Origin of the sequence: uncultured Sulfitobacter sp. (assembly GCF_947502895.1) — a bacterium.
In the GTDB taxonomy this organism is placed as follows: domain Bacteria; phylum Pseudomonadota; class Alphaproteobacteria; order Rhodobacterales; family Rhodobacteraceae; genus Sulfitobacter.
Map to the genome: position 1 here is coordinate 22,556 of NZ_CANNBM010000006.1, position 25,644 is coordinate 48,199.

Consider the following 25,644-nt stretch of genomic DNA (forward strand, 5'->3'; position numbering starts at 1 on the left):
CAGGCAAACCGCCGCCGCCCTCTTTCATCAGTTTTGCAAGTAGACTTCCAGGCTATCGTCGAGCGCATCTTTCCACGGTGTGTGGTGCTTGGGTGCCATTGTGCCTGTGATCACGGATTTATAGCCGTTGTCGCGGAAAGTCATGATGCCCGCCTTCTTATGGCCTTTCCATTCTTTGAACGCCTGACAGGCCCCTTCGACGTCGAAAGTGGGGTAATCCGTCTCGGTGATCAGCTCTTTGATGTAGTCGCCCTGATACCAGATCGCGTCATAGTCATCCTCGCCTGCGTCTTCGCGTGCAATCCGGTCGGCAACGTCTGCCTTCATCGCGTCGGCATCGGGCAGGGCGATCCGGTCCATGATAACATCGCGGATGTACCATGCTTGGGCGTCGAACATGTTGAAGGTGAACCATTGGTCCTGCATCCCGATGTAGAAAAGGTCGGGCTCATGGATATACGCGACCCCTTTGTAGAGGTCCGAGGTGGCCAGACGGTTTGCAGTCTTGAGGCGCAAGCTGTCGGGCAGGAAGGAGAAGTGGTGTTTGTAGCCTGTGCACAGGATGATCGCATCCACATCGCGGCTTGTACCATCTTTGAAATGGGCGGTGTTGCCATCAACATGCGTCAACAATGGCACTTCGGCCCAGTTGTCGGGCCAATCAAAACCCATGGCGGCGGTCCGGTGGCTGACGGTGATGGTTTTCGCGCCGTATTTCCAGCACTGGCTGCCAATGTCCTCGGCGGAGTAGCTGGTGCCGACGATCAGGATATCCTTGTCCTTGAACTCCATTGCGTCGCGGAAGTCATGGGCGTGCAGAACGCGGCCCTTAAAGCTCTCGAAGCCGTCAAACTGGGGGACGTTTGGTGTGCTGAAGTGGCCCGAGCAGACGATGACATGATCAAATTCTTCGGTGTAGGTGTTGTCGTTGGGCAGGTCACAGACGGTGACGTTGAACCTGTCGCCTTCCTTCTCGACCCAGCGCACGGCGGTCTCGAATCTGATCCAATCGCGCACGCCTGCTTTTTTCACGCGGCCCTCGATATAGTCGAAAAGCACGGCGCGCGGGGGGTAGGATGCGATCTGCTTGCCAAAATGTTCTTCAAAAGAATAGTCGGCGAATTCCAGCCCCTCTTTGGGTCCGTTAGACCAAAGATAACGGTACATCGAACCATGCACAGGCTCGCCATATTGATCCAGACCTGTGCGCCATGTGTAGTTCCAAAGCCCACCCCAATTCGATTGTTTTTCAAAACAAACGATTTCGGGGATTTCGGAACCCTGAGATGCTGCAGATTGAAATGCACGCATCTGCGCAAGCCCTGAGGGTCCAGCTCCAATAATTGCAATTCTCTTTGTCATGATCTGCGCTCCTCTGCGTAAAATTGTTCACCTCGATAGTACATGCATAGGGGACCTTGAGTAAACTTATTTTCCTTTTGGGAAATTTTTCTGCATAAAGAAACGGCACACTTCAAGTCCGGTAAATGTGGCAAGGATGAACGGCATGACCCAGAGAAAACCACATATTACGTTTTGGATTGCCGCTGGTCTGGGGCTTGTTTGGTATCTGGCAGGCTGCATGAATTACATCGCCCAGACGAACCCTGCTTCTGTGGCGCAAATGCATGAAAGCTACCAGTTGATCATCAAGGCACGGCCGGCGTGGGCAACGGCTGGTTTTGCCATCGGTGTGTTTGGCGGAGCGGTGGGCTGCATCCTGATGCTGTTGCGCCGCAAGGTTGCCGTTGCCGTGCTTGTTCTTTCGCTAATGGGTACTTTGCTGACAGGCGTTTTTATAACGCTGTTGGTAGGGCTGGCACCGCCCGTGGTTTTGTCCACATTGATCGCGGCGGCGCTGCTTTGGTACGCGACGATTGCGCGTCGGTCTGGTTGGCTGGCTTAGGCTCCGCCCCCTCGCGATCGAGAGGGCGGCCGCCATCAGATATCCATTGTGTTCGCTTTTTCCCAAGATGAGAAGTGGTTACAGAAATCATTCCATTCTTGCATCTTCATCTTTAGATAGGCCGCAGAGAATTCCTCGCCCATGGCAGCTTTGAGCCCTCCGTCCGCATCATAAGCACGCAGCGCATCCAGCATGTTAAGCGGCAATTTTGGAGCATCTGTGATTGTATGACCCTCGGCATACATATCGATGTCATGACGTTTGCCTGGGTCAGCCTTGGAACGGATGCCCGACAGGCCTGCCGCGATGATGATCGCCTGAAGCAGATAAGGATTTACAGCACCATCAGGCAAGCGCAATTCGAACCGTCCGGGACCGGGTACGCGGACCATGTGCGTGCGGTTGTTGCCTGTCCACGTGACCGTGTTTGGCGCCCATGTAGCCCCTGACATAGTGCGCGGCGCGTTGATCCGTTTATAGCTGTTCACGGTCGGGTTAGTGATCGCGGCAAGCGCGCTTGCGTGCTTCATAATCCCGCCAAGGAAGTGCTTGCCACGCTCGGACAGGCCGACTTCGCCTGTTTGGCCTTCGCCTTCGCCCGCAAAGACATTGACCTTTGATTCTGAACCGGGAGCATCCCAGACAGAAACGTGGGCATGGCAGCCGTTGCCTGTCAGCCCCTCGATTGGTTTTGGCATAAAGGTGACGCGATACCCGTGTTTTTCAGCCACGCATTTGGCCATAAATTTGAAAAAGCTGTGCTTGTCCGCGGTTTTGAGCGCGTCATCAAAGTCCCAGTTCATCTCCCACTGGCCATTCGCATCTTCGTGGTCGTTCTGGTACGGGTTCCAGCCCAACTCAAGCATGTGGTCGCTGATCTCGCGGATCACATCAAGGCGGCGCATGAAGGCTTGCTGGTCGTAACACGGCTTGGTCGCGGTATCATATTCATCGCTGATCTGGTCGCCAGCGGGGGTCAGCAAGAAGAACTCGGCTTCGATGCCGGTCTTGACATGCATGCCTTCCTCGGCGGCCTCGGCGATCAGTTTGCGCAACACGTTGCGGGGGGCTTGCGCCACGTCCTCGCCCTCCATCACACAGTTTCCCGGAACCCATGCAATCTCTTTGTTCCAAGGCAGGATAATCACTGCTTCAGGGTCTGGCACGGCCAGCATGTCGGGGTGTGCGGGGGTCAGGTCAAGCCACGTGGCAAACCCAGCGAAACCTGCACCGTCTTCTTGCATGTCCGCTATGGCGCGGGCGGGGACCAGCTTGGCCCGTTGTCCGCCAAACAAATCGGTAAATGAAATCATGAAATATTTGACGCCGTTTTCTTCGGCGAATTTTGCGAGGTCAGTTGCCATGCGATGTGTTCCCTGTTGTGGAAAAAATGGGGCGCGGTCTGAAATCAGCCGCGCCCTCGTTCTGGATTAGTAAGATGTATTGGGTTTGCCAGGATACCAGTTGGTGCCTGCCAGCGGAATTTGGGCCATTGCGGCCGCTTCCATTGTCAGTGCCACGAGGTCTTCTGGCTCAAGGTTGTGCAGGTGGTTTTTGCCACAGGCGCGCGCGATGGTCTGCGCTTCGAGCGTCATCACCTTGAGGTAGTTCTTGAGGCGGCGGCCCCCTTCGATGGGGTCGAAACGCGCCATCAATTCCGGGTCTTGGGTCGTGATACCGGCAGGGTCGCGCCCTTCGTGCCAATCATCATACGCACCCGCCGTGGTGCCAAGGGCGTTATACTCCGCCTCGTACTTGGGGTCGTTGTCGCCAAGAGCAATCAATGCGGCCGAGCCAATGGCGACAGCATCGGCACCCAGCGCCATTGCCTTGGCCACATCCGCGCCAGAGCGGATGCCGCCCGACAAAATAAGCTGTACCTTGCGGTGCATGCCAAGGTCCTGGAGGGCTTGCACTGCGGGGCGGATGATCGCAAGCGTAGGCTGGCCCACGTGTTCGATAAATACGTCCTGCGTGGCGGCAGTCCCCCCTTGCATCCCGTCCAATACGATTGCATCTGCGCCCGCTTTCACCGCGAGAGTGACATCATAGTAAGGGCGCGCACCGGCGACTTTTACGTAGATCGGCACTTTCCAGCCCGTGATCTCACGTAGCTCGAGGATCTTGATTTCGAGATCGTCCGGGCCTGTCCAGTCGGGGTGACGACACGCAGAGCGTTGGTCGATTCCCTTGGGGAGGTTACGCATTTCGGCCACGCGGTCCGAAATCTTCTGACCCAGCAGCATGCCGCCACCGCCTGGCTTGGCGCCTTGGCCAACCACGATCTCGATCGCATCAGCGCGGCGCAGGTCATCTGGGTTCATGCCATAGCGCGAAGGCAGGTATTGATAGACCAATTTGTTAGAGTGGCCGCGTTCTTCTGGTGTCATGCCGCCATCGCCAGTGGTTGTCGACGTACCGGCAGCCGAGGCGCCGCGACCCAATGCTTCTTTCGCGGGACCTGAAAGCGCGCCAAATGACATGCCTGCGATCGTGATCGGGATGTCGAGGTGGAGCGGGTTTTCGGCGTGCAGTCCGCCGATAGTGACAGAAGTTTCACATTTCTCGCGGTAGCCTTCGAGCGGGTAGCGCGAAATGGAAGCACCCATGAACAGCAGATCGTCGAAACTGGGCAACTTGCGCTTGGCCCCGCCGCCGCGAATGTCGTAGATGCCCGTCGCTGCCGCGCGGCGGATGTCCGAATTTACATCGGGTGTAAATGTCGCGGACAGGCGGGGCGTGGTTGCCGGGATACGCTTTGGGTCTTGGTCATTCATCTGATGTATCCTTAATACGCCGCAGCGTTATCAACGTCGAAGTTGTAGAGGTTTCGGGCGGAGCCATAGCGTGTGAACTCGGAGGGGTCGGCATCAATGCCTGCTTCGTCGAGCAACGCTTTCAGAATTTCGATATGCTCTGGACGCATCTCTTTTTGCTCGCAATCGGCCCCCAGTGATTTGACAGTGCCGCGCACAAAGAAACGTGCTTCATAACAGCTGTCGCCCAGTGCATCGCCCGCATCGCCGCACACAACAAGGTTGCCTGACTGGCCCATGAAGGCGGACATGTGGCCGATGTTCCCTTGAACGACGATGTTGACGCCTTTCATGGAAATCCCGCAGCGAGAAGATGCGTTACCCTTCACGACGATCAGGCCGCCATGGCCTGTTGCACCGAGGTATTGGCTCGCGTCGCCTTCGATGACGATTTTGCCAGACATTATGTTCTCGCCGGTTCCAGGACCGGCGGAGCCATGAATGTTCACGGTCGCTTGCTGGTTCATGCCAGCGCAATAGTAACCTGTGGACCCTTTCACCGTCACTTCGATGGGCGCATCCAAACCACACGCGATTGCGTGGGCTCCTTTTGCATTTTCAATGGTCCAAGCCGTTTGGTTTGTCTCGGCTGACTGGGCATGCAGCGTTTTGTTGACTTCGCGCAGGCCAATTTCTTGTAGGTCGAGTGTTTGCATATCAGGCGGCCTTTTCAGAGGTGGTGGGGGCCGCATCATGGCTCCAGAAATAGACGGTTGCCGGCTCTGGCTCCCAGACGCGTGCGTTTTCGATCCCTGGCAGATCAACGAGCGCACGGTACTCCGAGCCAAAAGCCACATATTGATCGGTTTCGGCCATTACCGCAGGCTTGCAAGCGATCGGGTCACGTACCACGCCAAAGCCGTCTTTGGTCCCGACGACAAAGGTGAAAAAACCGTCCAGATCATCGAGTGAACTTTCCAGTGCTTGCCCCAGCGTTGCGCCGTTTTGCATTTGCCATGTGAGGTAGGCTGCACCGACTTCGGTATCATTCTCGGTTTCGATATGGATGCCGTCGCGGCGCAGTTTGCGGCGCAGCGAATTGTGGTTGGACAGCGATCCGTTGTGGACCAAGCACTGGTCATCACCTGTATTGAACGGGTGAGCGCCCATTGTCGTCACTGCTGATTCGGTGGCCATGCGCGTATGCCCGATTCCGTGGGTTCCAGACATCTTTGACAGGTCAAACTGTTCAGCAACGTCCTTGGGAAGCCCAACTTCCTTGTAAATTTCGAGGCTATCTCCACGGCTCATTACCCGGATAGCGGGGTCGATTTCGTGCAAAACGGTACGGGCTTTTGCCGTTGTACCAGCTGGAAGGTCCAAAATCGCATGGGTGCTTTTGACTGACATCTTTACTGTGCCGTCCAACGCTTTCGACAGCCTTCCATCAAGCCCGGCAAAGGAGGTGTCAGGTGTATCGGACTGCACGGTCATTTTGGTGCGACCCGTTGTTCCTCCACCATAAATTGCAATCCCCGCACTGTCAGGGCCCCGATCTGTCATCGTGATCAACATCGATGTCAGCATCTCACCCAGATGTGGCTCCAGCGACTTGTCCTTCAGGAACAGTCCAACGATTCCGCACATATTCTCTTCCCCGACTCACAACGCGACCCAGATGTCGCACTTCAGCTGAACGCTATCACCAATTTAAAAGAACTCAACCATCAGGAAACAATTTTTCACTTTAGGCAAAAAATTCTAGGCTGATTTAAAAGATCGTGTTTAACATGCCGCAGCAGCCACAACAAAAAAAACAGAGCTGCGGCCAACAGAATTCCAATGTGGGGACTAAACGATGGAAGAACAAATTGCCGAACTTGCCGCTAAACTGGCAGAACTCGAGGCAGCAAGTGGAGGGGCGGTTGTCACCAACACGATGTTTGCGGAAATGTTCTATTATATCACCATTCCGTTAATGATTATCATTCATGCGGGTTTCCTCGCATACGAGATGGGATCGTCGCGGCTCAAAAATGTGTTGTCGTCAGGTGTGAAGAACATCCTCGCGTTCGCGTTTATGATCCCAACCTTCTACTTCTTTGGCTGGTATCTGTACTGGGCGCTGCCAACAGGCTTCACCGGATCGGCAGGACCTGCTGGTATCTCTGGTGGCGCATATGCGGCCTCCATCGCGCTTGGATGGGGTGACGGCGCCCAATACATGGGGCCGAACATTGCGGATAATGCCTCGGGTGTATTCTTTGGTGCCTTCGCCATGTTCGCTGCAACAACGGCGTCGATCATGTCGGGTGCTGTGATTGAACGCATCCAGACAATCGGCTTTATCATCCTTGCTGTTGTGCTTGGCTCATTCGCATGGGTAGTTGCCGCCGCTTGGGGTTGGCACGCTGATGGCTGGTTGGTCACACAGTGGGGCGTCCATGACTTTGGTGCTGCGGGCCTTGTGCACGCTGTTGCTGGCTTCTTTGCTTTGGGTGTTCTCATCAACCTTGGGCCGCGCATCGGCAAGTTCAACGCCGATGGTTCTGCCAACCACATTCCAGGCCACAATATGCCGCTGACCGTTGTCGGTCTGATGCTTATTATTGTGGGGTTCTGGGGCTTCTTGATGGCCTGTGTGATCGTTCCGGGCGAAGCATGGTCGTGGTACGGTGACAAGATGGCGACGATCTATGGCACGCCAATCACTTTGTCTGCGCTGTCGTTTAACATCCTGATGGCAATAGCCGGCGGCATCATCGGTTCGTGGTTGTTCACGCGTGATCCGTTCTGGATGATGTCTGGCGCACTCGCGGGTATCATCTCTACCGCTTCTGGTCTGGACATCTACTTTCCCGCGATGGCCTTTATCATCGCATTCTCGGCTGGTTTGATCCTCAAGCCTTGTGCGGACTGGCTGGAGAATCGCGGAATTGATGATGCGGTTGGCGCCGTGACTGTTCACGGTACGATCGGTTTGTACGGTGTGATCATGCTGGGTATCTGGGGTGCCGGTTATCCCTCGCTGCAAGGTGCTGCAGGCGAAGTGCCGACGATCAACCTACTGGGTCAGATCATTGGTGCGGGTGTCTTCTTCCTGCTTGGGTTTGTGCCGGGTTATGCCTGCTCGTGGATCCTCAACAAGCTCGGGATGCTGCGGGTGCGTGAGGGGGCTGAACTTGCTGGTATGGACCTCGTGAAAGTGCCTGCTGAAGGCTATCCTGAATGGGGTGGCGAAGCCCCCATCACACCAGCTCACCCTGCAGAATGATTACAATCAAAGGAGAAACTCATGTTTCCATATGAAGAAGCGTCTTGGAGTGCCGTTGACGGTGCAATGTTCATGGGTTGGGGCAGCGCGATGCCCGGGATAACCACGTTCATCGCCGCAGTCATCTGTGTGGTCGTGTTGGTAATTGGCCAACGGTCCGAGACAGCCAAGGCCAAAACATTCGACCGCTAGGGCCGAACACATGATACAAGAGGAAGGGCTGCCAGCATTGGCGGCCCTTTCGTGCTTTTTGCCTATCAGGAAAAAAAGTTGCTTCTTATTCTTGCTTTTTGAACGGGGCTGGGGCTGAATACCGCACAACAGAAAAGAGTCGTTAACAGGGGACACACACATGGCCATTCTATGGAGACATTCCGCACTTGCACACCGTCACGCAGCCATTGGCGGTGAGTTGGAGGACTGGAACGGCATGGGGACTGCGTGGTTCTATGACCACACGCCCGAACGCGCGAAAGCAGACTATGAGGCCATCCGCACCAAGGCGGGGCTGATGGATGTGTCGGGCCTTAAGAAAGCGCATGTGGTCGGTGCCGATGCGGCTTATGTGATTGACCGTGTGACAACCCGCAATGTGGAAAAGATCGCACCTGGGCGTTCAACCTATGCGTCTATTCTGAACGCGGATGGCAAGTTTGTAGATGACTGCATCATCTATCACCTCGCGGTGAATTCATGGATGGTCGTACTGGGTACTGGCATCGGGCTAGAGCAATTGGGCACTGTTGCTGCCAACAAGAACGTGAGCGTTCTGTTTGATGACGATTTGCATGACCTATCGTTGCAGGGGCCTCTGTCGGTTGACTTGCTGGCCGAGGAAATTCCGGCGATCCGCGATCTGGCCTATTTCGGCATCATGCAGACGCGTTTGTTTGGCCGTGATGTTATGATTAGCCGCACAGGCTATACGGGCGAGCGTGGTTACGAAATTTTCTGCCGTGCGAAGGATGCTGTGCATCTGTGGGACAATATTCTGGACGCGGGCAAGGATATGGGTGTGCGCCCGTGCCAGTTCTCGACCCTCGATATGCTGCGCATTGAAAGCTATCTGTTGTTCTATCCCGGTGATAACTCCGAAACCTTCCCTTTTGCGGATGAGCCATGTGGCGACACGCTGTGGGAGCTGGGTCTGGAGTTCACAGTCTCGCCTGGCAAAGAAGGCTTTATCGGTGCCGAAAACCACTATGCTTCCGAAGGCAAAGAGCGGTTCAAAATCTATGGTGTTCAACTCAGCGACAGCATGGACCAGATGGAAATGCATGCACGCGTGCTGCGCGACGGCAAAGACATCGGTGTTATAACCTATGGTCTCTCTTCGGAGCTGAACGGATACAGTGTAGCGATTGCGCGCATTGATCCGGATGCAGCCAAGCCAGGCACCAAGCTGACGGTCGTGCAGCCTGACGGGACCGAGCTTGCTGCGACAGCGGAAGAGATGCCGTTCTATGATAAAGACAAATCAGTGCGCACCGCCAAGGGGTGATCTGATCGGGGCGCGGGAGAATATCCTGCGCCCTTCTACCATTTGAAGTGTACTCCAAGGGTTTTAGATGTCTAAGTTCACATTCCCCCAAAGCATTATAAGCCGTCCTGTCTACGGCAAACTCGAGCCGCGTGCGGGGTCGGCGCATTTGTTCATTGCGGATGCAGAAGGGGCCGAGGCGATCCTTGATCTGGCGACCCCTGATTTGATGAAGTCTAGCCATATCATCTACATCGCTAAAGGCACGGATTTTGAGGGCGCGTTACGCGCATTGAACCCTGCGATGTTCTATGCGGGCCCAAGCTATGGCGCGGCAGAGCAGCGTATTCACAAGGCGTTCACGGATGCGACGATGGGCCTTCAGGTCTATTTGTCGGGCACCGAAAGCCTGATGGGCCAAGCACAATACGCCGCCATGCAGGCGGGTATTCCACATACGGCCATCCAGACAGAGCATCGCGGCAGCGTGGCGCGGCGGATGCAGTGCGTGCACTGCAAAGGTATCACCGAAGACGTGGAAACAGACCCATTTGTGTGCAGTCACTGCGGGCTGAACCTGTTCGTGCGCGATCACTATTCGCGCAGGCTTGCCGCCTATCAAGGCGTATGCATTGATGCAGAAGATCCGGGCAACGTGCCCGCACCAAAGGGGATCTACGAATGAGCGGGGCACAGACAATTGATGTACAGGTGACCGAAATCGTTCCGCTGAACGATCTGGTAACCCGGTTCAAGTTCGAGCGCGTCGATGGCGGTCTGCTGCCCACGTTTTCGGGGGGGGCGCATACGGTGGTCGAGATGCGCGACGGGGATATCACACGTCTCAACCCATATTCGCTTATGTCTGACCCGATGGACCAGAGCGCCTATACAATTTCGGTACGTCGTGATGATGAAGGGCGCGGCGGATCGCTGTTTCTGCACACTAAAGTTGCAGTGGGCGACAAGATGCGGATTTCCTATCCCGTCAACCTCTTCTCGCTGGATCTGAGGGCGCGTAAGCACTTGTTTATTGCAGGCGGCATCGGCATCACGCCCTTTCTGTCCCAGATCAAGCAACTGGAGCGGTTAGGGGGCGCGTGGGAGCTGCATTACGCGTGTCGCAGCGAGGCGCTCGGTTCTTATGTGGATGAGCTGACCAGCCACCATCCGAACGAGACGCATGTCTATTATGACGATCAAAAGCAGGCGATTGATCTGGCCAATTTGCTGAATGGGCAGCCTTTGGGCACGCATGTCTATGTGTGTGGTCCAAAAGGGATGATCGACTGGGTCCGAAAGGTGGCTGCCGATGCGGGATGGCCCCGCGAGGCGATCCACTATGAGGAGTTCCTCGCACCACAGCCTGGCAAGCCGTTTGAGGTGAAGCTGGCCGTTTCGAATAAGGTGATTGAGGTTGGCGAAAATGAAAGCCTGCTGGAAGCGATGGAGCGCGAAGGGGTGGATGCGCCGTATCTGTGTCGTGGCGGTGCGTGTGGCCAATGCGAGACAGCGGTCATCGACTACAACGGCACATTCGTTCATCGCGATCATTGGCTTGAGGAAGTCGAACACAATAGCGGCAAAGTCATCATGCCTTGCGTATCCCGCTTTGAGGGCAAGACACTGGTATTAGATCGCTAAGGCGACGGGAGATAGACATGACAATTCAATTCAACGACGAAACCTTCCGCGACGACTATTCGTTCTATAATTCGGAGCGTGCGATAAAACGCTTTCCGTTCCCGTTTCATGAAGACAGCTACATGTATTCCGTGAACATGGAGCAACACCGCGGCGGGCCTAAAGACTCGATCTATGAAAAGCGGTTCGATGTGGATGAGCACTATATCTCAGAGATGCGTGACCGCGCTATGGTGCTGCGCGATGATCCGCTGCGCTGCCAGTCGTTGCCGCATATGACGCTGGCAGGCTGGGACCTGCTTGAACTGATCATGGTGAGCAAATCCGAAGACTATCCCGACCTTTTCGAGTTGCACCGTGACGGCGATAAATGGCGGTGGATCAATAAACCGCTAGGGATCGACGACACGTTTACATTCCTTGATGAGACAACCCTGCCTTATGGCCCGATGGAATATATCACCCGTCAGGCGCAGGGTGACTTTGCAGTGCTGGACCAGCGTGATGACAACCTGTGGATGGATGCAGGAATGATCACGACCCAAGCTGACTGGTCACTGGATTTCGATCTGGGAATGAATTTTTTTGAATGGCACGCCCCTGTTCCGCTGGCGCACGAGAAGGGCATCTTTGTGCGTGCATTGAAGTTTTTGCTCAATATCCAGCAAGGTGCGCCCGCGCGGCGGCTGAACTGGACCATGACGGTAAACCCGTTGCTCGATACCTCGCCCGAGAACTATCACAAATGGGGTATTCAGAAAACCACGCTGACGCCCGAGAACATCGGTGCCAAACAGCATTTGCGGGTCGAGTTGCAGACGTTTTTCCGGTTGCCGCGCTCGAACGCGCTGGTCTTTCCCATCCGCTGCTATTTGTGCAGCTTTCAGGATCTGATGACCGCACCCAAATGGGGCCGTAGATTGCACCGTGTGATCCGTGATCTTCCCGAAGAATTGGCGACCTACAAAGGCTTTATAGATAACCGTCCAATGATGTTGGACTACCTGTCAAAGTTTGACGACGGGCTGCCCACATCACCGGGCATCTGGCCTGAATTCGATACTGAGCCTGCATTGCAAAAGTAGCGGTTAGCCGTTCTGCGGATAGCTGATGACGGCAAGATAGCGCGCAGGAAGTTTGACCAGCACTTCGGGACCATGCGGTGCGTCCGCATCAAAGAATAGAGTATCGCCGGGTTTGAGAGGGTAGACCTCATCGCCATGGCGATAGTCAACCTCGCCTTCGAGCATATAGATCGTCTCGATCCCTGCGTGCTGGAAAGTGGGGAAGACGTCCGCTTTGTCAGATAGGGTGATCATGTAAGGCTCCACGATCACACCGCTTGCGTTTGCCCCGATGTGGCCCAAAAGGTTGTATTGGTGGTTGGCGCGGGTGCCTTCACGCTCCAGCTCCACTCCTTCACCACCCTTTGTGTGCACCGCCATGCGCGCTTCTTCAAATCCGCGAAAGAACGAGGTGAGCGGGACAGACAATGCGTTGGCCAGTGTCTGTAGTGTCGTCAACGAAGGAGAAGTATTGCCGTTTTCAATCTTGGAAAGCATGCCGATAGACAGTCCCGTCGTTGCTGAAAGCTCGGCTACGGTGATCTCCTGCTTTTTGCGAAAGGCCCGCACTTCGCGCCCGATCGCTACTTCGAGAACCTTTTCGCGGCTTGTTCCGAGGCTGTGTGGGTCTTGTACTAGGGAAAGCGGTGTCATGTGTCGGTCCATTGGCTGATTATCATCCGAGATATCCTTTAGGCTATGGGTGGCAACCCTCACGCAGATTTTTTCCGAATATTCAGGCTAGCCTAGCATAAAATATTCCTGTTAGGATAATTTATGACCCGTGATGAAATTACTCAGCTTAGTTTTCTGATTTTCCCCGGATTTCCAATGGCGTGCCTCACGTCCATGATTGAGCCGCTGCGAGCTGCAAACGAAATCGCAGGCAAGACCGCATTTGGATGGAAGCTCGTCTCCGAGGACGGAAAGCGCGTGGAAGCAAGTGCGGAAGTCTGGTTCGAGCCGGACATGGCGTTAGCAGAGTGTGAAGACATTGATCATTTGATTTTGCTCAGTGGTCCTTCTTCGAAATTTACCCAGCCCCAACCGTCCGAGGGAAAACTGCGCAAGTTAGCGCGTCATGGTGCAGTGATTGGCGCTGTGAGCGGTGGTGTGTTTCCTCTTGCGCGCTCAGGCTTGCTGGAAGGTCATGCTGCTTCTGTTCACTGGTGCTATGAAGCTGCTTTTGCCGCCGAATTTCCGGAAATTGAGGCAACTGAAGATGTGATTGCCATCGGTGGCCGTCGCATGACCGCGTCAGGAGCGGCAGCGGCTTTTGACTTGGCCTTGCATCTGGTGGAAGCGTCACTTGGCGCAGGCGTCGCAACAGAGGTAGCGTGCTGGTTCCAGCACCCTTTGGTGCGGGGGCAAGGGGTGATACAGCTTAAACCGACTGTCGAAGCCGAGAGCACCAGCGACATGCTTCCTGACATGGTCCGTCAGGCTGTCGAACTATTTTCGGAAAATATCGAAGATCCCATAAATATTGCGGATGTCGCCAATATCGTTGGGGTCTCCGCGCGTCAGCTTGAGCGGTTGTTTTTCAAGGCTACGGGCAAGACGCCTTTCCAGTACTATCGTTTTCTGAGAATGCACAAGGCACGTCAGCTTTTACACTACAGCAAGGAAACCCTGCCCCAGATTGCCCTCGCTGTGGGATGCTCAACACCTTCTTCGATGAGCCGCTCGTATACGGAAGTGTTTGGCATCAGCCCAGCGGAAGACCGGAAAAAGGTGAACATGTTTCGGGTGCGCGATAACTCAATCGCTCCTCCTGCCTAAATTAACAGCCTTTTGGTGTGGGTTTGGGTAAGTTTCTGGTAACATGGACAATATTTGCAAACTGCAGCACCCTCGGCGTTTGGGAATTGTCACCAATAAGAAAAAAACTTGATTGTGAGGAAAATCGTGCCAAGGTGCGTGTGGATAGACTGTAGCGACGAACAGAATCGCTGAAACAACAATCCAAGCAGCCGATACTTTTTGGCCGCATCAGGCACCGCCAACAGGTGCAGTCTAATAGGGAGAATAAACATGAGAAAAATGACAACAGCTTTGACCGCTGGCGTGCTGGCGCTGACGCCGTTGATGGCGTTTGCAGCAGACAGTGACGATCCAATCGTTATTCCAATCCACAACTGGTCGAGCCAGATCGTGATGTCCAACGTTATGGGCCAAATTCTGGAAGCCAACGGTAACAACGTCGAATATGTGACCACAGACAGCCAAGCGGTGTATGAATCCGTACGTCTAGGCGATGTGACGCTGGAGATGGAAGTTTGGGAGGGCGCGTTCGGTGCCTCTTTCCGTGCGGCACAGGAAAAAGGCGGCATCGTAGATGTGGGTGATCACGCAGCAGTCACACGCGAAGACTGGTGGTACCCGATGTGGACCAAAGAGGCATGCCCGGGCCTGCCATCATGGGAAGCTTTGAATGATTGCGCTGCTATCTTTGCCACGGCAGAGACGGGCGACAAAGGCCGCTATCTTGATGGGCCTGTTGACTGGCTCAAGCACGGTCAAGAGCGTGTTGCGGCGCTGGACATGGACTTTGTTGTTGTAAACGCGGGTTCCGCAGCAGCACTTTGGGCTGAAATCGGCGCAGCCGAAGCAGATAAGAAGCCTGTTGTGGTCTTCAACTGGACACCAAACTTTGCCGAGGCTGTTTGGCCAGGTGAGTTTGTCGAGTTCCCCGAGTGGGTAGACGGCTGTGACAAAGATCCGTCCGTAGGTCCAAACCCTGATGCGCTTTATGACTGCGGCAACCCTGCCAAAGGCTACATGAAGAAAGCTGCGTGGGAAGGCATGGAAGCAAAATGGCCATCTGCCTACGCAGTGCTTGAGCAAGTGAGCTTTACCAACCCGCAGATCGCCGAGATGGCCAAAATGGTCGACATCGACGAGATGGAGCCTGATGAGGCAGCCGAAGCATGGTTGGAAGCAAACAAAGATGTCTGGGAAGGTTGGGTAAAGTAAACCCGAACTATTTCAATCGTCATACCCCCGTCCGATCTTTTCGGGCGGGGACATTTTCTACAAGGATTCCCATGTCAGCCGAAGCCCCCGTCATTTCCTGCAAAAACGTATGGAAAGTATTTGGTCGTAACCCGCAAGAATTCCTCAAGAACATGACCCCCGGGATGAGCTTTGATGACATGCGCGATGCGGGATACATTGCTGGCGTCAGAGATGTTTCGCTGGATGTTCACAAAGGTGAGATGCTGGTGATTATGGGGCTGTCGGGCTCTGGTAAATCCACGCTGGTACGCTGCTTTTCGCGCCTTCACGAAATTACGGGCGGCACGATTGAGGTTGAAGGGCAGGACATCATGTCTCTGGCCGAAAAAGACCTTATTGAACTGCGCCGCTCCAAAATGGGAATGGTGTTCCAGTCCTTTGGTTTGTTGCCGCACCGCACTGTTCTGGACAATGTCGCCTTTCCTCTGGAAATGCGTGGCCAAGACAAACACACCCGGCGTGAACGCGCGCTCGAAGTCGTGAAACTGGTGGGACTTGAGGGGCGCGAAGACTATTTCCCGCGCGAACTCTCTGGTGGCCAGCAGCAGCGCGTGGGCATCGCCCGCAGTCTCGCGATTGAACCGGATATCTGGTTTCTGGACGAGCCGTTCAGCGCGCTCGATCCGCTCATTCGTAAGGAAATGCAGGATGAGTTCCTGCGCCTGCAACAGCTTTTGAACAAGACTATCGTTTTTATCACTCACGACTTTGATGAGGCCCTGCGCCTTGCCGACCGTATCGCCATCATGAAGGATGGCGCGGTAGAGCAATGCGATACGCCCGATCAGATCGTTTTGCATCCTGCCACCGAATACGTCCGCAAATTTACCGAAGACATCGACAAAGCCCGTGTGGTCCATGCTGGTGTCTTGGCCACGGCGGATACAACAGGTGAGGGGGAGCCGGTGGACGCGAGCCTGACAATCAAACAACTTGCCAAACAGATCGTGCATGACACCCGTGCGGTTATTCCTGTGGCGCGCGACGGCAAAGTCATTGGAGGCATGAACCGTGATGATGCTCTAACGATATTGTTGGAGAATGACTAAATGGCCGATATCGCAGTTCACAGCCATGCAAGGACGCCGCTGACACGAGGCCAGTGGTCGCTTGTTTTTGTAGGGGTCGCCGTTTTGGTTTCAGCCTTGCAATGGATGAATGTGCTGCCTGCGTGGCTGCACCGCCTTCCCGAAGCGATGATCCCGAATTTTGCGCTCTGGCTCGATGCCATATTTAGCTTTGTGAAAGACGACCTTGGCCTGCTCAAGCTCACTCGTTTTCTCACAGGTGGGTTAGAGTGGATGCTGGACGCATCGGGTAACATCTTTTTTGGCAAGCGGCGCTGGCCCAACATCGGACCGATCCCGTGGACCGCAATGGCCGCAGTCGCGGCGGTCATTGGTTACTATCTCGGCGGCTGGCGTTTGGCGCTTCTTGCGGGTGGCACGCTTGTTTGGACCGCCCTGATCGGTCAATGGAAAATCGCGATGCAGACAATGTCGGTGCTGGCGATTGCCGCCCCGCTTGCGTTCGTGATCGGTCTATCGCTGGGGATCGCTGCGTGGAAATACAAATGGTTTGATAACCTTATCAAACCTGTTTTGTCTGTTCTGCAAACGCTACCCTTCTTTACCTATCTTTTGCCTGCGGTCATCTTTTTCAAGGTGGGGCCAACGGCTGGTGCTGTTGCCACCACAATCTATGCAATTCCGCCGATGATCCTGATGACATCGCTCGGCCTGCAAAAAGTTTCTCCTGAAGTGGTTGAAGCAGGCAAGATGAGCGGCTGCTCAAAGTATCAGATGTTGCGCCATGTCTACCTGCCATCTGCCCGTACCGAGATTTTGGTCGGCGTGAACCAAGTTATCATGCTGTGTCTGGCGATGGTTGTTCTAACGGCCTTCATCGGCATGCCGGGATTGGGCGCAAAACTGCTGGCAATGATGGGCAGCTTCAAGCTGGGCCGTTCGTTCGAGATCGGCGTCACCATCGTTTTACTGGCCGTGATGCTGGACCGTCTGTCCAAAGCATGGGTCGTCAAACAGCCAGAGCATTTCGAACGCGGCACACCTTACTGGAAGCGCCATCAGATGCTGTTGCTGGGGATCGCGCTTTTTATCGGTTTTACCTTGCTGTCGATGGTACTGCCAATCGCGTCCGTAATCGGGCGGGGGCAGGATTTCAGCCAAGGCAGGGAGCTTGATAACCTCATCAAAGGGTTTCTCGCCATTGATGGGGTCCAGGCTGTCACGGGTTTCTTGCGCGCCTTCATCAATGTCAAAGTACTGATCCCGTTCCGAAACTTCATGCTGTCCATTCCGACACCTGCATTGATCTTACTTGTAACAGCCTTTGCATTGGCTCTGGCTGGACGCAAACAGGCGCTCTATGCGGCGATCTTCTTTTCGCTGGTGGCTTTGTCAGGATGGTGGGATCGGGCGATCATCACACTTTATTCGGTTATCTCTGCGGTATCTTTGGCGGCACTTCTTGGTCTTCCAATTGCTATCATCGCCGCGCGTTCAGAAAGTTGGTCGAGGCGTGTTTTGCTGATATGCGACACCGCACAGACCTTCCCGAGCTTCGTTTATCTGATCCCCGCGATTATGTTGTTCGGGATTACAGACATAGCCGTGATCTTTTCGATCCTCATTTTCGCCATGGTGCCGCTTATGCGCTACACGATCGAGGGCTTGCGCACAGTGCCGCCCGAAATGACCGAGGCGGCTGACATGGCCGGGGCTACCCGTCTGCAAAAACTATGGAACGTACAGTTGCCGCTTGCGCTGCCGACAATGGCAATCGGGTTCAATCAAGCGATTATGTTCGCTTTCTTCATGGTGATCATTGCCGCATTCATCGGGACACAAGACCTTGGCCAAGAGCTGCAACGCACTCTGGCTGGAACTGATCTGGGCAAGAATTTTGTACTGGGTATCTGTGTGTCGTTAATGGCGCTTACGTTTGATCTGACAATCATGAAATGGGCCGCCGACAAGAAGCAAGCGCTCGGGTTGCCGTAACACTCGATTTCAGCTCTGGATATTTGCGGACAGATGATTGAAGCGGTCACAATCACCCGCAAAATATGAGAAACGCAGTGCAGTCTGGTTTTTCATAGCGACGCTTTGCAGAATGGCCCGTCAGGTGAAGGGCCATTCAGTTTCATTCCAGTCTGTCGTCAGCAAATAGCTGCTGTCTGCAACGTCGATCGACTGTCGTTCATAAAACACAAAGCCGCTATTGCAATAAAGTGGTCCACCTGTACCGAGAGAGAACTCTGTCGGGATGCCGCTTGTTGAAACGCTGCAAAATAGTCGTAGAATTTCAACTGAAGGTCCGCGTCGGTTTCTACTTTTGCTGTGGCTTTCGTCAGCACTTTTTAGGCAAAGCCGCCATCCCCATTGACATCAAGATCTGCAATCGACCCCGCAGTGTTCGTGTCACCGAATTAGAAGTCCACCTCATTTCCGTCTTCCAGGATGTGTCTGCCGGAAAGGTGTTCTGGGGTCAGCCTGTTGGATTGCATGTAGCTGAGATCGGCGCACAGAACCCGAGGCACCGCCACCGGCGGAGACATGGGACGTCACACCGACGCCCAGTGCTCCTGCGTCTACTTGAAAAAGTGTCTCGCTGAACCCTTCGTCAAATCTGGCGGTATTGCCAAGGTCATAGCTGAACGTGTGACGACCTGAGTCTTCCGGTGCCTAGATACAGGCATCGTTGAATGTGACCGTATTCGCCACCGTACCGTCAATATGGGATGCCCCTATCTGCTTCGTTACGCTGCTAAAGCCTGTGCCAAGAGCCGTACTCGCTTCGCCAACGACTGACAGCTCACCGTCGATGAACGCGTCGATATACCTCGTTGGTACAGTGTAGAGATCGTCTTCGTTGGTATGGTCGGTAACTTTGATGATGAATTGATCAAAACGATCAGTCGCGGTGATTTCTACAGACACATCGGATCGTCGATGATCGGAGTGACAAAGATATCGATTTCACTCGAGTCAAACAAAAGCCCAGTATCGTCAATAGGGCGTGCTTCGACTGTCTGTGTGGACAAATCATCCGGGAATCTCGGGGCATATTCGACGCCGTCTATTCGACCGTGATGAGCGCACTTTCTTGTGCGCCCGCTTTGTCAGTGGCCATGAGTACAAATTTCTCAGTTGTATCAAAGCCAAATACGCGACTGACTGGAACCTCGGGCGGGTCATTGACAGTGGCAATTGTCACTTCGATCTTGCCACGGCCTCTGGCCCTGATGTCGTCTACACTGTTGTAATTCAGGGTCGTCTGACCGTGATATTCGGGGTTTGGGGTGAGTGTCTCGGATTGGCCGTATGGCGCAACCGTTACAGTGGTCGTATCAACCGGATCAACAGCATGGATGCGCCGAACAAGACCGCCGTAGGGGTCTGTATCATTGCCCAGCGGCGTGATGACAAGCGGCGTATCCTCTACCCCTGCAGCGACATCATCGCCAGCAATCGGTTTGTCTTCTACACTAACGATTTTGAGTTCGAAGACACCAAAGCCGTGCTGGAGCGCTTCATCAGTGACCGAGTGATGCATCGTCTGGGTGACGGTTTCGCTGCACGCAGATGGTCGAATTGCCCAGAAGGAAAGAACTACATGTACCCTGAAATGACGATCCCCGCATACCCGCCGAACTCATCCATATCTCGGCAGAAGCGGTAGCTTAACTGATCGTCCTCATTCAAATCCTGAAATTGTGTCTCTACCGCCAAGCTCGGTATACCGCACACCATCAATTCCGGTACGCAAATCCACCTGTCTGGCCAGCATCGAATCCGCATAGGAGATTGTGTCAAAGCCTTCGTCGGCTTAAAAAACATCAGTTGCCGCACCTCCGGAAATCAGCTCGTCTTCAGAGCCGCCTTGAATGGTCAAATCACTCCAAGACCCATCTGCGTCGGCAAATGTGCCATAGCCATTGTTGCCCGATGCCCAAGTAACCTACATGAAATCTGTCACGCCCAGATAGCCGTCTACCAGATCAATTGTGCCTGTGGCGTGTAACTGCGCGGCTGCATCCGCGGACACTGTTGCTGTGGTGCCGCCCGCGACGACATCAAGACCGCGCATACCGACGAACGACTGCCTGCCATCGTCCATCTGCACATGCCGATAGATCAAAACGCCGTTGTCTGCATAGAAGGCGCTGGTAACTTTGTCCCAAGCGCGTGGTCCAGCGCTATCGAAGGTTCGAACGTTGGTGTCCCAGCCAGATGCATCCATTGTGTCTTTGGCGATACGCCTTTTGCTTACGCCGTTTGCATATGTGCTTTCAATCCTGTGGGCATCGCTCGCATCAACCCGGTCATTGCGCACTCTCAGGCTTGCAAAATAGCCTGTCGTCAAGACAGTGGCGTCATCATTTGTGCGAACTTGCCGCGTACTGTCTCCAGTGAGATCATAGGTTTTGACAGTGCTCGCCCATCCGAACGCATCTGAGCTGTCGAGCCGTGTTGAGGTGGTGTCCGATAGCCCTGCTGGCAGCGTTTTGATCTGGCTAGGGCCATCATCATAGTCATAGGTTTTACTGTGCCAGCTGACCACATTGTTTTCGGCACTGTCTACACGCTCGGTTCTGATCCCTGCTACATATGACGTACTGATGGTGCGCCCGCTATCATAGCTAAGGTTATAGGACGCGACGCGCACCAAGCTATCGAATGTTCTGGAAATGCGCGACCAGCCACATACGTCTGAAAAATCCGTTGTCGTATTGGATGCTAGGACGCCGTTCACGTATGCGGAGACGATCTATCTTACGTCATCCAAGGTAGTGGCCTGCTGGGTTCTAAAGCTGACTGTCCTATAAAACTCGCGTGCGAAAATAACTACTAAAGTTAGTCTACAAATGCTGTCCGCTGGTGGACGCTCAACGCGTCGATACTAAGACAGTGATTGAAGGCGGTGTTGTTAGAGTATCACGCAAGCCGCTGGTTGCAGGGGCTGCGGCGTGTGCTGGGCCGTCAAAAAACACACGGCGTGGCGCACAGCTGATGGCGGTCAAACCCCGAGGGTGTTCAGCGATGTATAGTTCCTTGTTTGGTGCCATATGCGGACAATCTGGGCTGGGTGCATCTAGAAGGCGTTCGCCTGATAGAGTAATTTTTGTCAGAATTCATTTGACTGATCGGTCAGTCAGTTGTTCATATGCTGTATGCAATCCGCGAAAATCAAACAAAAAGACGACATAGCCACGGTGCTGCACGGTATCCTCGCCGCAGCGGAGGTCGAGTTTGCGGAGGCTGGCTTTGAAGGCGCGGGTATGAAGGCTATCGCCACCCGCGCGCAGGTCAGTCAGGCGTTGCTGCACTACCATTTCGGCAACAAGGACCGTTTGTACAGTGAGGTGATCCGCCACCGCTCGCGATTGATCAATGAAGCGCGCATTGCGTTGCTGGATGATGTTGATCTTGGGGCTTCTGATGCGCTGGAACGGGTTGTGGATGCGCTGTTCAGGCCCACTCTGGGGCCAGAGGGCGGCGGAAAGGCCTATGCGCGTATTTTTGCGGGCCTCATCGTAGGGCGCGCGCGGGATCAAGAGTTGGTGCGCGAGTGTTATGACCCGACAGCTCAAGTATTTCTCAAAGCGATGGAACAGACCGGCCTGAACCGTGTGAACGCGGGCATGACCTATCAATTCGCCCTCGGCGTGCTGGCATCGGTGATCTCGCGGGACGGACGGATGGAGCGTCTGATGGGCCAGACAGGCACAACCGACAATGAAGAGCTGATTGCTGCGCTGGTTGGGTTTGTAATCGGTGGGACAAAGACATTGCAAGAAACAGGAAAGTCGAAATCTAACTGGGAGGAATGAAAATGAAATGGACACAAATAACAGCAGCGGCAACGCTGGTCTGCATGGCAGGTGCTGCATCTGCCGAGAATTACAACGCAACGGTCGTTGCAGGACATCCGGGCGTTTTCCGCTGGGTGAAAATGATCGACGAGGCCTTTGTGCCGCAGGTACAGGCCGCACTTGAAGGCACGGGCCACACGATGAGCTTTGATGGCCAGTATGGCGGCGCTATCGCCAAAGTCGGCGACGAGTTGGAGACAGTCGAGGCGGGCTTGGCCGAGATAGGTATTTGCCAGTCCTTATTTGATCCGGCCAAACTGGCTGTGCAGAACGTCACCTACTACACCCCTTTCGTGAGCGATGATCCGAGACAGGTGTCAGAGTTGATGGACAAGCTGCACCGTGAAGATGACCGCATGACAGCGTCTTATGCTGACAATGGTGTTGTTTATCTGGGCGCGCCTGTGGGCATTGATGACTATCTGATGATGACGAATTTTCCTGTGGCCGGATTGGCCGATTTGGAAGGGCGCAAGATTGCCGCTCCTGGTGCTGCGCTGAACTGGCTGAAGGGGACGGGCGCTGTTGGCGTATCGGGCAACCTGACCACCTATTACAACGAGTTGAAAACAGGGGTGTATGACGGTGTGATTGTCTTTGCTTCTGCGGCCTTGCCGGGCAAGCTGTATGAGGTCGCGCCCTACGTGACCCGCGCTGGTCTGGGCGCGCAGTTTGCCGGTGGTTTGTGCGCAAATGCTGACTGGCACGCCAGCCTGCCGGATGAGGCCAAGGATGCGCTGAGTGCAGGCGCGGATGCTGCGCGGGAGTGGTATCTTGCGTCTTTGGAAGACGGCGTTGCCACCTCGATCAAAGTGATGGGCGAGAACGGCGCGACGATCACAGATGCATCCGACGAGATGCGCCGCGCTTGGGCCGCAGGTATGGATAACGCAGCCAAAGAATGGGCGGCGGGGCTGGACGCCCAAGGCAAACCGGGCACGGACATCCTGAGCCTGTACATGCAGTCTATGCGTGATGCGGGTGCAACCCCGCTGCGTGATTGGGACAAAGAGTGATGCGAAACCGGCTGCTGGCGACACTCGACCATGTGACGCTGGCGGCCAATGTGGTGGGGTCGCTCTTGATCCTTTCGCTGGTGGTTTTGATCACGGCTGATGTGGCGGGGCGCAACCTGTTGGGTGCGCCCCTGTCTGGCGTGCCCGAGCTGGTATCGTTGTCGATTGTGGCGATTGTATTCTTACAAGCGCCGCAAGCACTCAAAGCAGGCCGAATGACCCGTAGCGATGGGGTGATCGACGTCCTTCACGCGCGGTTTCCAAATCTGGCCCGCTGGCTTGAAACGGTCTTTGATCTGGTTGGCATCGCTGTTTTGTCAGCAATTCTATACGCACATTGGCCGATGATGACCCGTGCATGGACACGCGGAGATTTCGTGGGCGCTGTGGGTGATTTCACCGCTCCCACTTGGCCTGTCAAAGCCATGCTGGCGCTGGGCTGCATCCTGCTTGCGCTACAATTTGGCGCGCGGATCGTGCGGAGGTTCGTGCGATGACACCCTTTGATATCGGCCTGATTGCTCTGGCCGTCATGGCGCTGTTGGTGCTGTTTGGGATGTATGTGCCGATTGCACTGATTGCCTGTTCCTTTGTAGGTGTCTGGGCGATCAAAGGCTCGCCCCTTCTGGCGTCCAAAATGTTGGGCCTGTCGGCGAATGATGCGATATCGTCCTACTTCTTTGGCGTGGTCCCGCTTTTTGTTCTGATGGGTTTTGTGGTGAGCGAGAGCGGCATGGGCCGCGATGCCTTTGATGTGGCTAACGCCGCGTTTCGGCGGATCAAAGGGGGCTTGGGCATCGGGACCATTGCCGCCAATACGATCTTTGCTGCCATCACGGGCATCTCTATCGCCTCCGCCGCTGTCTTCACCAAAATCGCTGTGCCAGAATTGCGCCGTCACGGCTACACCGCACGTTTCTCTGTGGGGCTGGTCGCGGGGTCCTCCGTGCTGGGCATGCTGATTCCACCCAGTCTGCTGCTGATCCTTTACGGTCTGCTGACCGAGCAGAGTATTGGTGATCTGTTTGTTGCAGGCGTCGGGCCAGGACTGCTGCTGGCGCTGCTTTTCGGCATCGGCACGATCCTGATGGCCATCTTCGCCCCTCGTTTCGTCGGTGAAAACCTCAGCCAGAATGAAGATGCGCTGACCAGCTTTGAACTGCTTGCCAAAGGGCTGCCCATCACCGCACTGATCACGCTCGTTTTGGGGGGTATCTATGGCGGGTTGTTCACACCTGTCGAGGCGGGGGCCATAGGCACCGTGGGCGCTTTGCTGATCGGATTTGCCAAACGCACGCTGTCGGCTGCTGGGTTGTGGCGGATACTGGTCGAGACGGGGATGGTCACCGCTTCGGTCTGTTTCCTGATTATCGCAGCCCAGATGTATAGCCGCATGTTGGCCTTTTCCGGTTTGCCGGGCAGTTTTGGTACGCTTGTTACGGATGCAGAATTGGGGCTGATCGCGCTAATCAGCCTCTATTGTCTGGTGGTCATTCTGTTCGGGATGATCCTCGATTCATCGTCGATCATGCTGATCCTCGTGCCGCTTATGCTGCCTGTGTTGCAGCCAATGGGAGTCGATCTGATCTGGTTCGGGATTGTGACAGTGATCGCCATCGAAATCGGTTTGCTTACGCCGCCCTTTGGCATTTCGGTCTACGTCATAAAATCCACGCTGGACGACACCTCGATCACCTTGTCGGACATTTTTATCGGGGCGGCACCCTTTGCCGCGATGATGCTGGTGTGTCTGGCTATCGTGATCGCATTTCCTGCTCTTACGACTTTCCTGCTTTGAAAGGACCTAACCTATGCCAAGACGTTTTGTCGATTTATCCGTCGCGCTTGAGGCGGATATCCAATCTGATCCCGACATCATGCTGCCGCAGATCGAATATTTCTCCCATGACCAGACAGCAGGGCAGGTGGCAGGCTTTTTCGAAGGGCTGAGCCACGATGAATTGCCCGGTGGCGAGGGCTGGGCCATAGAGCGGTTGCAGATTGCCACGCACAACGGCACCCATCTGGACGCGCCGTACCATCACCATTCAACCATGAACAACGGCGAACGGGCGATCACCATCGATGAGGTCCCGTTGGAATGGTGTTTCGGGAATGGGGTGAAGCTGGATTTTCGCCATTTCGACGATGGCTATATCGTGCAGCCCGATGATGTAGAGGCCGAGTTGAAGCGGATCGGCCACAATCTTGAGCCGCTGGACATTGTGCTGGTCAACACCTCGGCGGGTGCGCGGTACGGGCACCCGGACTACCTCGGGCGGGGCTGCGGCATGGGGCGCGATGCCACCATGTATCTGCTGGAGCGTGGCGTGCGTCTGACAGGTACTGACGCATGGAGCTGGGATGCGCCGTTTAACATCACAGCCGAGCGGTACGCGCGCGACAAAGATGCTTCGATCATCTGGGAAGGGCATCGCGCCAGCATGGAGATCGGCTATTGCCACATCGAAAAACTTGCACAACTCGACCAACTGCCGGGGGATGGTTTTCTGGTCTCGTGCTTTCCTTTCAAGATCAAGGCGGCCTCGGCGGGATTCACCCGCGCTGTCGCGATATTCGAGGAGTAG

Annotated in this window: 25 protein-coding genes; 16 read left to right on the plus strand and 9 right to left on the minus strand. The window is 54.9% G+C overall.

The genetic code is table 11. The features are described 5' to 3' along the window. Window positions 1-27 precede the first annotated feature (27 nt). Entirely contained in the window at window positions 28-1,362 is a 1,335-nt protein-coding gene (locus tag Q0903_RS17470) for an NAD(P)/FAD-dependent oxidoreductase (RefSeq protein WP_299417459.1), read from the minus strand. Between the two features lie 145 nt (window positions 1,363-1,507). On the opposite strand from Q0903_RS17470, the gene Q0903_RS17475 reads away from it, so the two are divergent. Next, window positions 1,508-1,906: a hypothetical protein gene (locus tag Q0903_RS17475; RefSeq protein WP_299417461.1), complete on the plus strand. Its 399-nt coding sequence runs from the start codon at window positions 1,508-1,510 to the stop codon at window positions 1,904-1,906. Window positions 1,907-1,941: 35 nt separating this feature from the next. Here Q0903_RS17475 and glnT read toward each other — a convergent pair whose 3' ends face one another. The 4 genes from glnT to Q0903_RS17495 all read right to left on the minus strand — a co-directional run bounded on the left by glnT (window position 1,942) and on the right by Q0903_RS17495 (window position 6,309). Further along, window positions 1,942-3,270, minus strand: coding sequence for a type III glutamate--ammonia ligase (gene glnT, locus Q0903_RS17480; protein WP_299031248.1), 1,329 nt, complete (start codon window positions 3,268-3,270; stop codon window positions 1,942-1,944). 66 nt (window positions 3,271-3,336) lie between these two features. Further along, window positions 3,337-4,683, minus strand: coding sequence for an FMN-binding glutamate synthase family protein (locus Q0903_RS17485; protein WP_299031246.1), 1,347 nt, complete (start codon window positions 4,681-4,683; stop codon window positions 3,337-3,339). A gap of 11 nt (window positions 4,684-4,694) precedes the next feature. After that, complete coding sequence (locus Q0903_RS17490; protein ID WP_299031244.1) at window positions 4,695-5,378, minus strand: GXGXG domain-containing protein; 684 nt, start codon at window positions 5,376-5,378, stop codon at window positions 4,695-4,697. 1 nt (window position 5,379) lies between these two features. Next, window positions 5,380-6,309, minus strand: a complete 930-nt coding sequence (locus tag Q0903_RS17495; protein WP_299031242.1) for a glutamine amidotransferase family protein — start codon at window positions 6,307-6,309, stop codon at window positions 5,380-5,382. Window positions 6,310-6,520: 211 nt separating this feature from the next. Between Q0903_RS17495 and Q0903_RS17500 the strand changes: the two genes are divergently transcribed. From Q0903_RS17500 to Q0903_RS17525, 6 genes are all read left to right on the plus strand, one after another. Further along, entirely contained in the window at window positions 6,521-7,936 is a 1,416-nt protein-coding gene (locus Q0903_RS17500) for an ammonium transporter (protein ID WP_299031240.1), read from the plus strand. A 21-nt stretch (window positions 7,937-7,957) separates the two neighbouring features. Continuing rightward, window positions 7,958-8,128, plus strand: a complete 171-nt coding sequence (locus Q0903_RS17505) for a hypothetical protein (RefSeq protein ID WP_299031238.1) — start codon at window positions 7,958-7,960, stop codon at window positions 8,126-8,128. A gap of 160 nt (window positions 8,129-8,288) precedes the next feature. Next, window positions 8,289-9,437, plus strand: coding sequence for an aminomethyltransferase family protein (locus Q0903_RS17510; protein ID WP_299417464.1), 1,149 nt, complete (start codon window positions 8,289-8,291; stop codon window positions 9,435-9,437). A 67-nt stretch (window positions 9,438-9,504) separates the two neighbouring features. Continuing rightward, complete coding sequence (locus Q0903_RS17515; protein ID WP_299417466.1) at window positions 9,505-10,101, plus strand: dimethylamine monooxygenase subunit DmmA family protein; 597 nt, start codon at window positions 9,505-9,507, stop codon at window positions 10,099-10,101. Continuing rightward, window positions 10,098-11,060, plus strand: a complete 963-nt coding sequence (locus Q0903_RS17520; protein WP_299417468.1) for a PDR/VanB family oxidoreductase — start codon at window positions 10,098-10,100, stop codon at window positions 11,058-11,060. Before Q0903_RS17515 ends, Q0903_RS17520 begins: the two co-directional genes overlap by 4 nt. A gap of 17 nt (window positions 11,061-11,077) precedes the next feature. Continuing rightward, on the plus strand, window positions 11,078-12,145 hold the full coding sequence (locus tag Q0903_RS17525) for a DUF3445 domain-containing protein (protein ID WP_299031230.1): 1,068 nt from the start codon (window positions 11,078-11,080) through the stop codon (window positions 12,143-12,145). A gap of 3 nt (window positions 12,146-12,148) precedes the next feature. Here the strand turns inward: Q0903_RS17525 and Q0903_RS17530 are convergent, their stop codons facing one another. Further along, complete coding sequence (locus Q0903_RS17530) at window positions 12,149-12,778, minus strand: XRE family transcriptional regulator (protein ID WP_299031228.1); 630 nt, start codon at window positions 12,776-12,778, stop codon at window positions 12,149-12,151. 123 nt (window positions 12,779-12,901) lie between these two features. Between Q0903_RS17530 and Q0903_RS17535 the strand changes: the two genes are divergently transcribed. The 4 genes from Q0903_RS17535 (at window position 12,902) to Q0903_RS17550 (ending at window position 18,165) form a co-directional block, all read left to right on the plus strand. Further along, window positions 12,902-13,906: a GlxA family transcriptional regulator gene (locus Q0903_RS17535; RefSeq protein ID WP_299417470.1), complete on the plus strand. Its 1,005-nt coding sequence runs from the start codon at window positions 12,902-12,904 to the stop codon at window positions 13,904-13,906. Window positions 13,907-14,158: 252 nt separating this feature from the next. Then, complete coding sequence (locus Q0903_RS17540) at window positions 14,159-15,100, plus strand: ABC transporter substrate-binding protein (RefSeq protein WP_299031224.1); 942 nt, start codon at window positions 14,159-14,161, stop codon at window positions 15,098-15,100. Window positions 15,101-15,171: 71 nt separating this feature from the next. Then, window positions 15,172-16,191: a glycine betaine/L-proline ABC transporter ATP-binding protein gene (locus Q0903_RS17545; RefSeq protein WP_299031222.1), complete on the plus strand. Its 1,020-nt coding sequence runs from the start codon at window positions 15,172-15,174 to the stop codon at window positions 16,189-16,191. Further along, entirely contained in the window at window positions 16,192-18,165 is a 1,974-nt protein-coding gene (locus Q0903_RS17550; RefSeq protein ID WP_299417473.1) for an ABC transporter permease subunit, read from the plus strand. It abuts the gene before it with no gap. A gap of 684 nt (window positions 18,166-18,849) precedes the next feature. Here the strand turns inward: Q0903_RS17550 and Q0903_RS17555 are convergent. From Q0903_RS17555 to Q0903_RS17565, 3 genes are all read right to left on the minus strand, one after another. Next, window positions 18,850-19,104 (minus strand): hypothetical protein, encoded by a 255-nt coding sequence (locus Q0903_RS17555; RefSeq protein ID WP_299417475.1) that lies wholly within the window; start codon window positions 19,102-19,104, stop codon window positions 18,850-18,852. A 139-nt stretch (window positions 19,105-19,243) separates the two neighbouring features. Further along, entirely contained in the window at window positions 19,244-19,720 is a 477-nt protein-coding gene (locus Q0903_RS17560) for an Ig-like domain-containing protein (RefSeq protein ID WP_299417477.1), read from the minus strand. Window positions 19,721-20,125: 405 nt separating this feature from the next. Then, complete coding sequence (locus Q0903_RS17565; RefSeq protein WP_299417479.1) at window positions 20,126-20,920, minus strand: hypothetical protein; 795 nt, start codon at window positions 20,918-20,920, stop codon at window positions 20,126-20,128. Window positions 20,921-21,338: 418 nt separating this feature from the next. On the opposite strand from Q0903_RS17565, the gene Q0903_RS17570 reads away from it, so the two are divergent. The 5 genes from Q0903_RS17570 to Q0903_RS17590 are packed head-to-tail and all read left to right on the plus strand — an operon-like array spanning window position 21,339 to window position 25,644. Further along, window positions 21,339-21,998, plus strand: a complete 660-nt coding sequence (locus Q0903_RS17570) for a TetR/AcrR family transcriptional regulator (RefSeq protein ID WP_299417481.1) — start codon at window positions 21,339-21,341, stop codon at window positions 21,996-21,998. A 2-nt stretch (window positions 21,999-22,000) separates the two neighbouring features. Continuing rightward, complete coding sequence (locus tag Q0903_RS17575; protein WP_299031209.1) at window positions 22,001-23,056, plus strand: C4-dicarboxylate TRAP transporter substrate-binding protein; 1,056 nt, start codon at window positions 22,001-22,003, stop codon at window positions 23,054-23,056. Then, window positions 23,056-23,553, plus strand: a complete 498-nt coding sequence (locus tag Q0903_RS17580; protein ID WP_299031207.1) for a TRAP transporter small permease — start codon at window positions 23,056-23,058, stop codon at window positions 23,551-23,553. The genes Q0903_RS17575 and Q0903_RS17580 overlap by 1 nt, the downstream gene beginning before the upstream one ends. After that, on the plus strand, window positions 23,550-24,854 hold the full coding sequence (locus Q0903_RS17585; protein ID WP_299417484.1) for a TRAP transporter large permease: 1,305 nt from the start codon (window positions 23,550-23,552) through the stop codon (window positions 24,852-24,854). Before Q0903_RS17580 ends, Q0903_RS17585 begins: the two co-directional genes overlap by 4 nt. Before the next feature lie 13 nt (window positions 24,855-24,867). Continuing rightward, window positions 24,868-25,644, plus strand: coding sequence for a cyclase family protein (locus tag Q0903_RS17590; RefSeq protein WP_299031203.1), 777 nt, complete (start codon window positions 24,868-24,870; stop codon window positions 25,642-25,644).

What these genes read in the sequence shown, in the direction of transcription:
- Q0903_RS17520 (WP_299417468.1), top strand. Translation starts at nt 10,098, where the DNA reads ATGAGCGGGGCACAGACAATTGATGTACAGGTGACCGAAATCGTTCCG.
- glnT (WP_299031248.1), bottom strand. Translation starts at nt 3,270, where the DNA reads ATGGCAACTGACCTCGCAAAATTCGCCGAAGAAAACGGCGTCAAATAT.
- Q0903_RS17585 (WP_299417484.1), top strand. Translation starts at nt 23,550, where the DNA reads ATGACACCCTTTGATATCGGCCTGATTGCTCTGGCCGTCATGGCGCTG.
- Q0903_RS17500 (WP_299031240.1), top strand. Translation starts at nt 6,521, where the DNA reads ATGGAAGAACAAATTGCCGAACTTGCCGCTAAACTGGCAGAACTCGAG.
- Q0903_RS17545 (WP_299031222.1), top strand. Translation starts at nt 15,172, where the DNA reads ATGTCAGCCGAAGCCCCCGTCATTTCCTGCAAAAACGTATGGAAAGTA.
- Q0903_RS17530 (WP_299031228.1), bottom strand. Translation starts at nt 12,778, where the DNA reads ATGACACCGCTTTCCCTAGTACAAGACCCACACAGCCTCGGAACAAGC.
- Q0903_RS17495 (WP_299031242.1), bottom strand. Translation starts at nt 6,309, where the DNA reads ATGTGCGGAATCGTTGGACTGTTCCTGAAGGACAAGTCGCTGGAGCCA.
- Q0903_RS17560 (WP_299417477.1), bottom strand. Translation starts at nt 19,720, where the DNA reads ATGCATCACTCGGTCACTGATGAAGCGCTCCAGCACGGCTTTGGTGTC.
- Q0903_RS17485 (WP_299031246.1), bottom strand. Translation starts at nt 4,683, where the DNA reads ATGAATGACCAAGACCCAAAGCGTATCCCGGCAACCACGCCCCGCCTG.
- Q0903_RS17505 (WP_299031238.1), top strand. Translation starts at nt 7,958, where the DNA reads ATGTTTCCATATGAAGAAGCGTCTTGGAGTGCCGTTGACGGTGCAATG.
- Q0903_RS17490 (WP_299031244.1), bottom strand. Translation starts at nt 5,378, where the DNA reads ATGCAAACACTCGACCTACAAGAAATTGGCCTGCGCGAAGTCAACAAA.
- Q0903_RS17540 (WP_299031224.1), top strand. Translation starts at nt 14,159, where the DNA reads ATGAGAAAAATGACAACAGCTTTGACCGCTGGCGTGCTGGCGCTGACG.
- Q0903_RS17510 (WP_299417464.1), top strand. Translation starts at nt 8,289, where the DNA reads ATGGCCATTCTATGGAGACATTCCGCACTTGCACACCGTCACGCAGCC.
- Q0903_RS17470 (WP_299417459.1), bottom strand. Translation starts at nt 1,362, where the DNA reads ATGACAAAGAGAATTGCAATTATTGGAGCTGGACCCTCAGGGCTTGCG.
- Q0903_RS17475 (WP_299417461.1), top strand. Translation starts at nt 1,508, where the DNA reads ATGACCCAGAGAAAACCACATATTACGTTTTGGATTGCCGCTGGTCTG.
- Q0903_RS17515 (WP_299417466.1), top strand. Translation starts at nt 9,505, where the DNA reads ATGTCTAAGTTCACATTCCCCCAAAGCATTATAAGCCGTCCTGTCTAC.
- Q0903_RS17550 (WP_299417473.1), top strand. Translation starts at nt 16,192, where the DNA reads ATGGCCGATATCGCAGTTCACAGCCATGCAAGGACGCCGCTGACACGA.
- Q0903_RS17525 (WP_299031230.1), top strand. Translation starts at nt 11,078, where the DNA reads ATGACAATTCAATTCAACGACGAAACCTTCCGCGACGACTATTCGTTC.
- Q0903_RS17570 (WP_299417481.1), top strand. Translation starts at nt 21,339, where the DNA reads ATGCAATCCGCGAAAATCAAACAAAAAGACGACATAGCCACGGTGCTG.
- Q0903_RS17575 (WP_299031209.1), top strand. Translation starts at nt 22,001, where the DNA reads ATGAAATGGACACAAATAACAGCAGCGGCAACGCTGGTCTGCATGGCA.
- Q0903_RS17590 (WP_299031203.1), top strand. Translation starts at nt 24,868, where the DNA reads ATGCCAAGACGTTTTGTCGATTTATCCGTCGCGCTTGAGGCGGATATC.
- Q0903_RS17580 (WP_299031207.1), top strand. Translation starts at nt 23,056, where the DNA reads ATGCGAAACCGGCTGCTGGCGACACTCGACCATGTGACGCTGGCGGCC.
- Q0903_RS17535 (WP_299417470.1), top strand. Translation starts at nt 12,902, where the DNA reads ATGACCCGTGATGAAATTACTCAGCTTAGTTTTCTGATTTTCCCCGGA.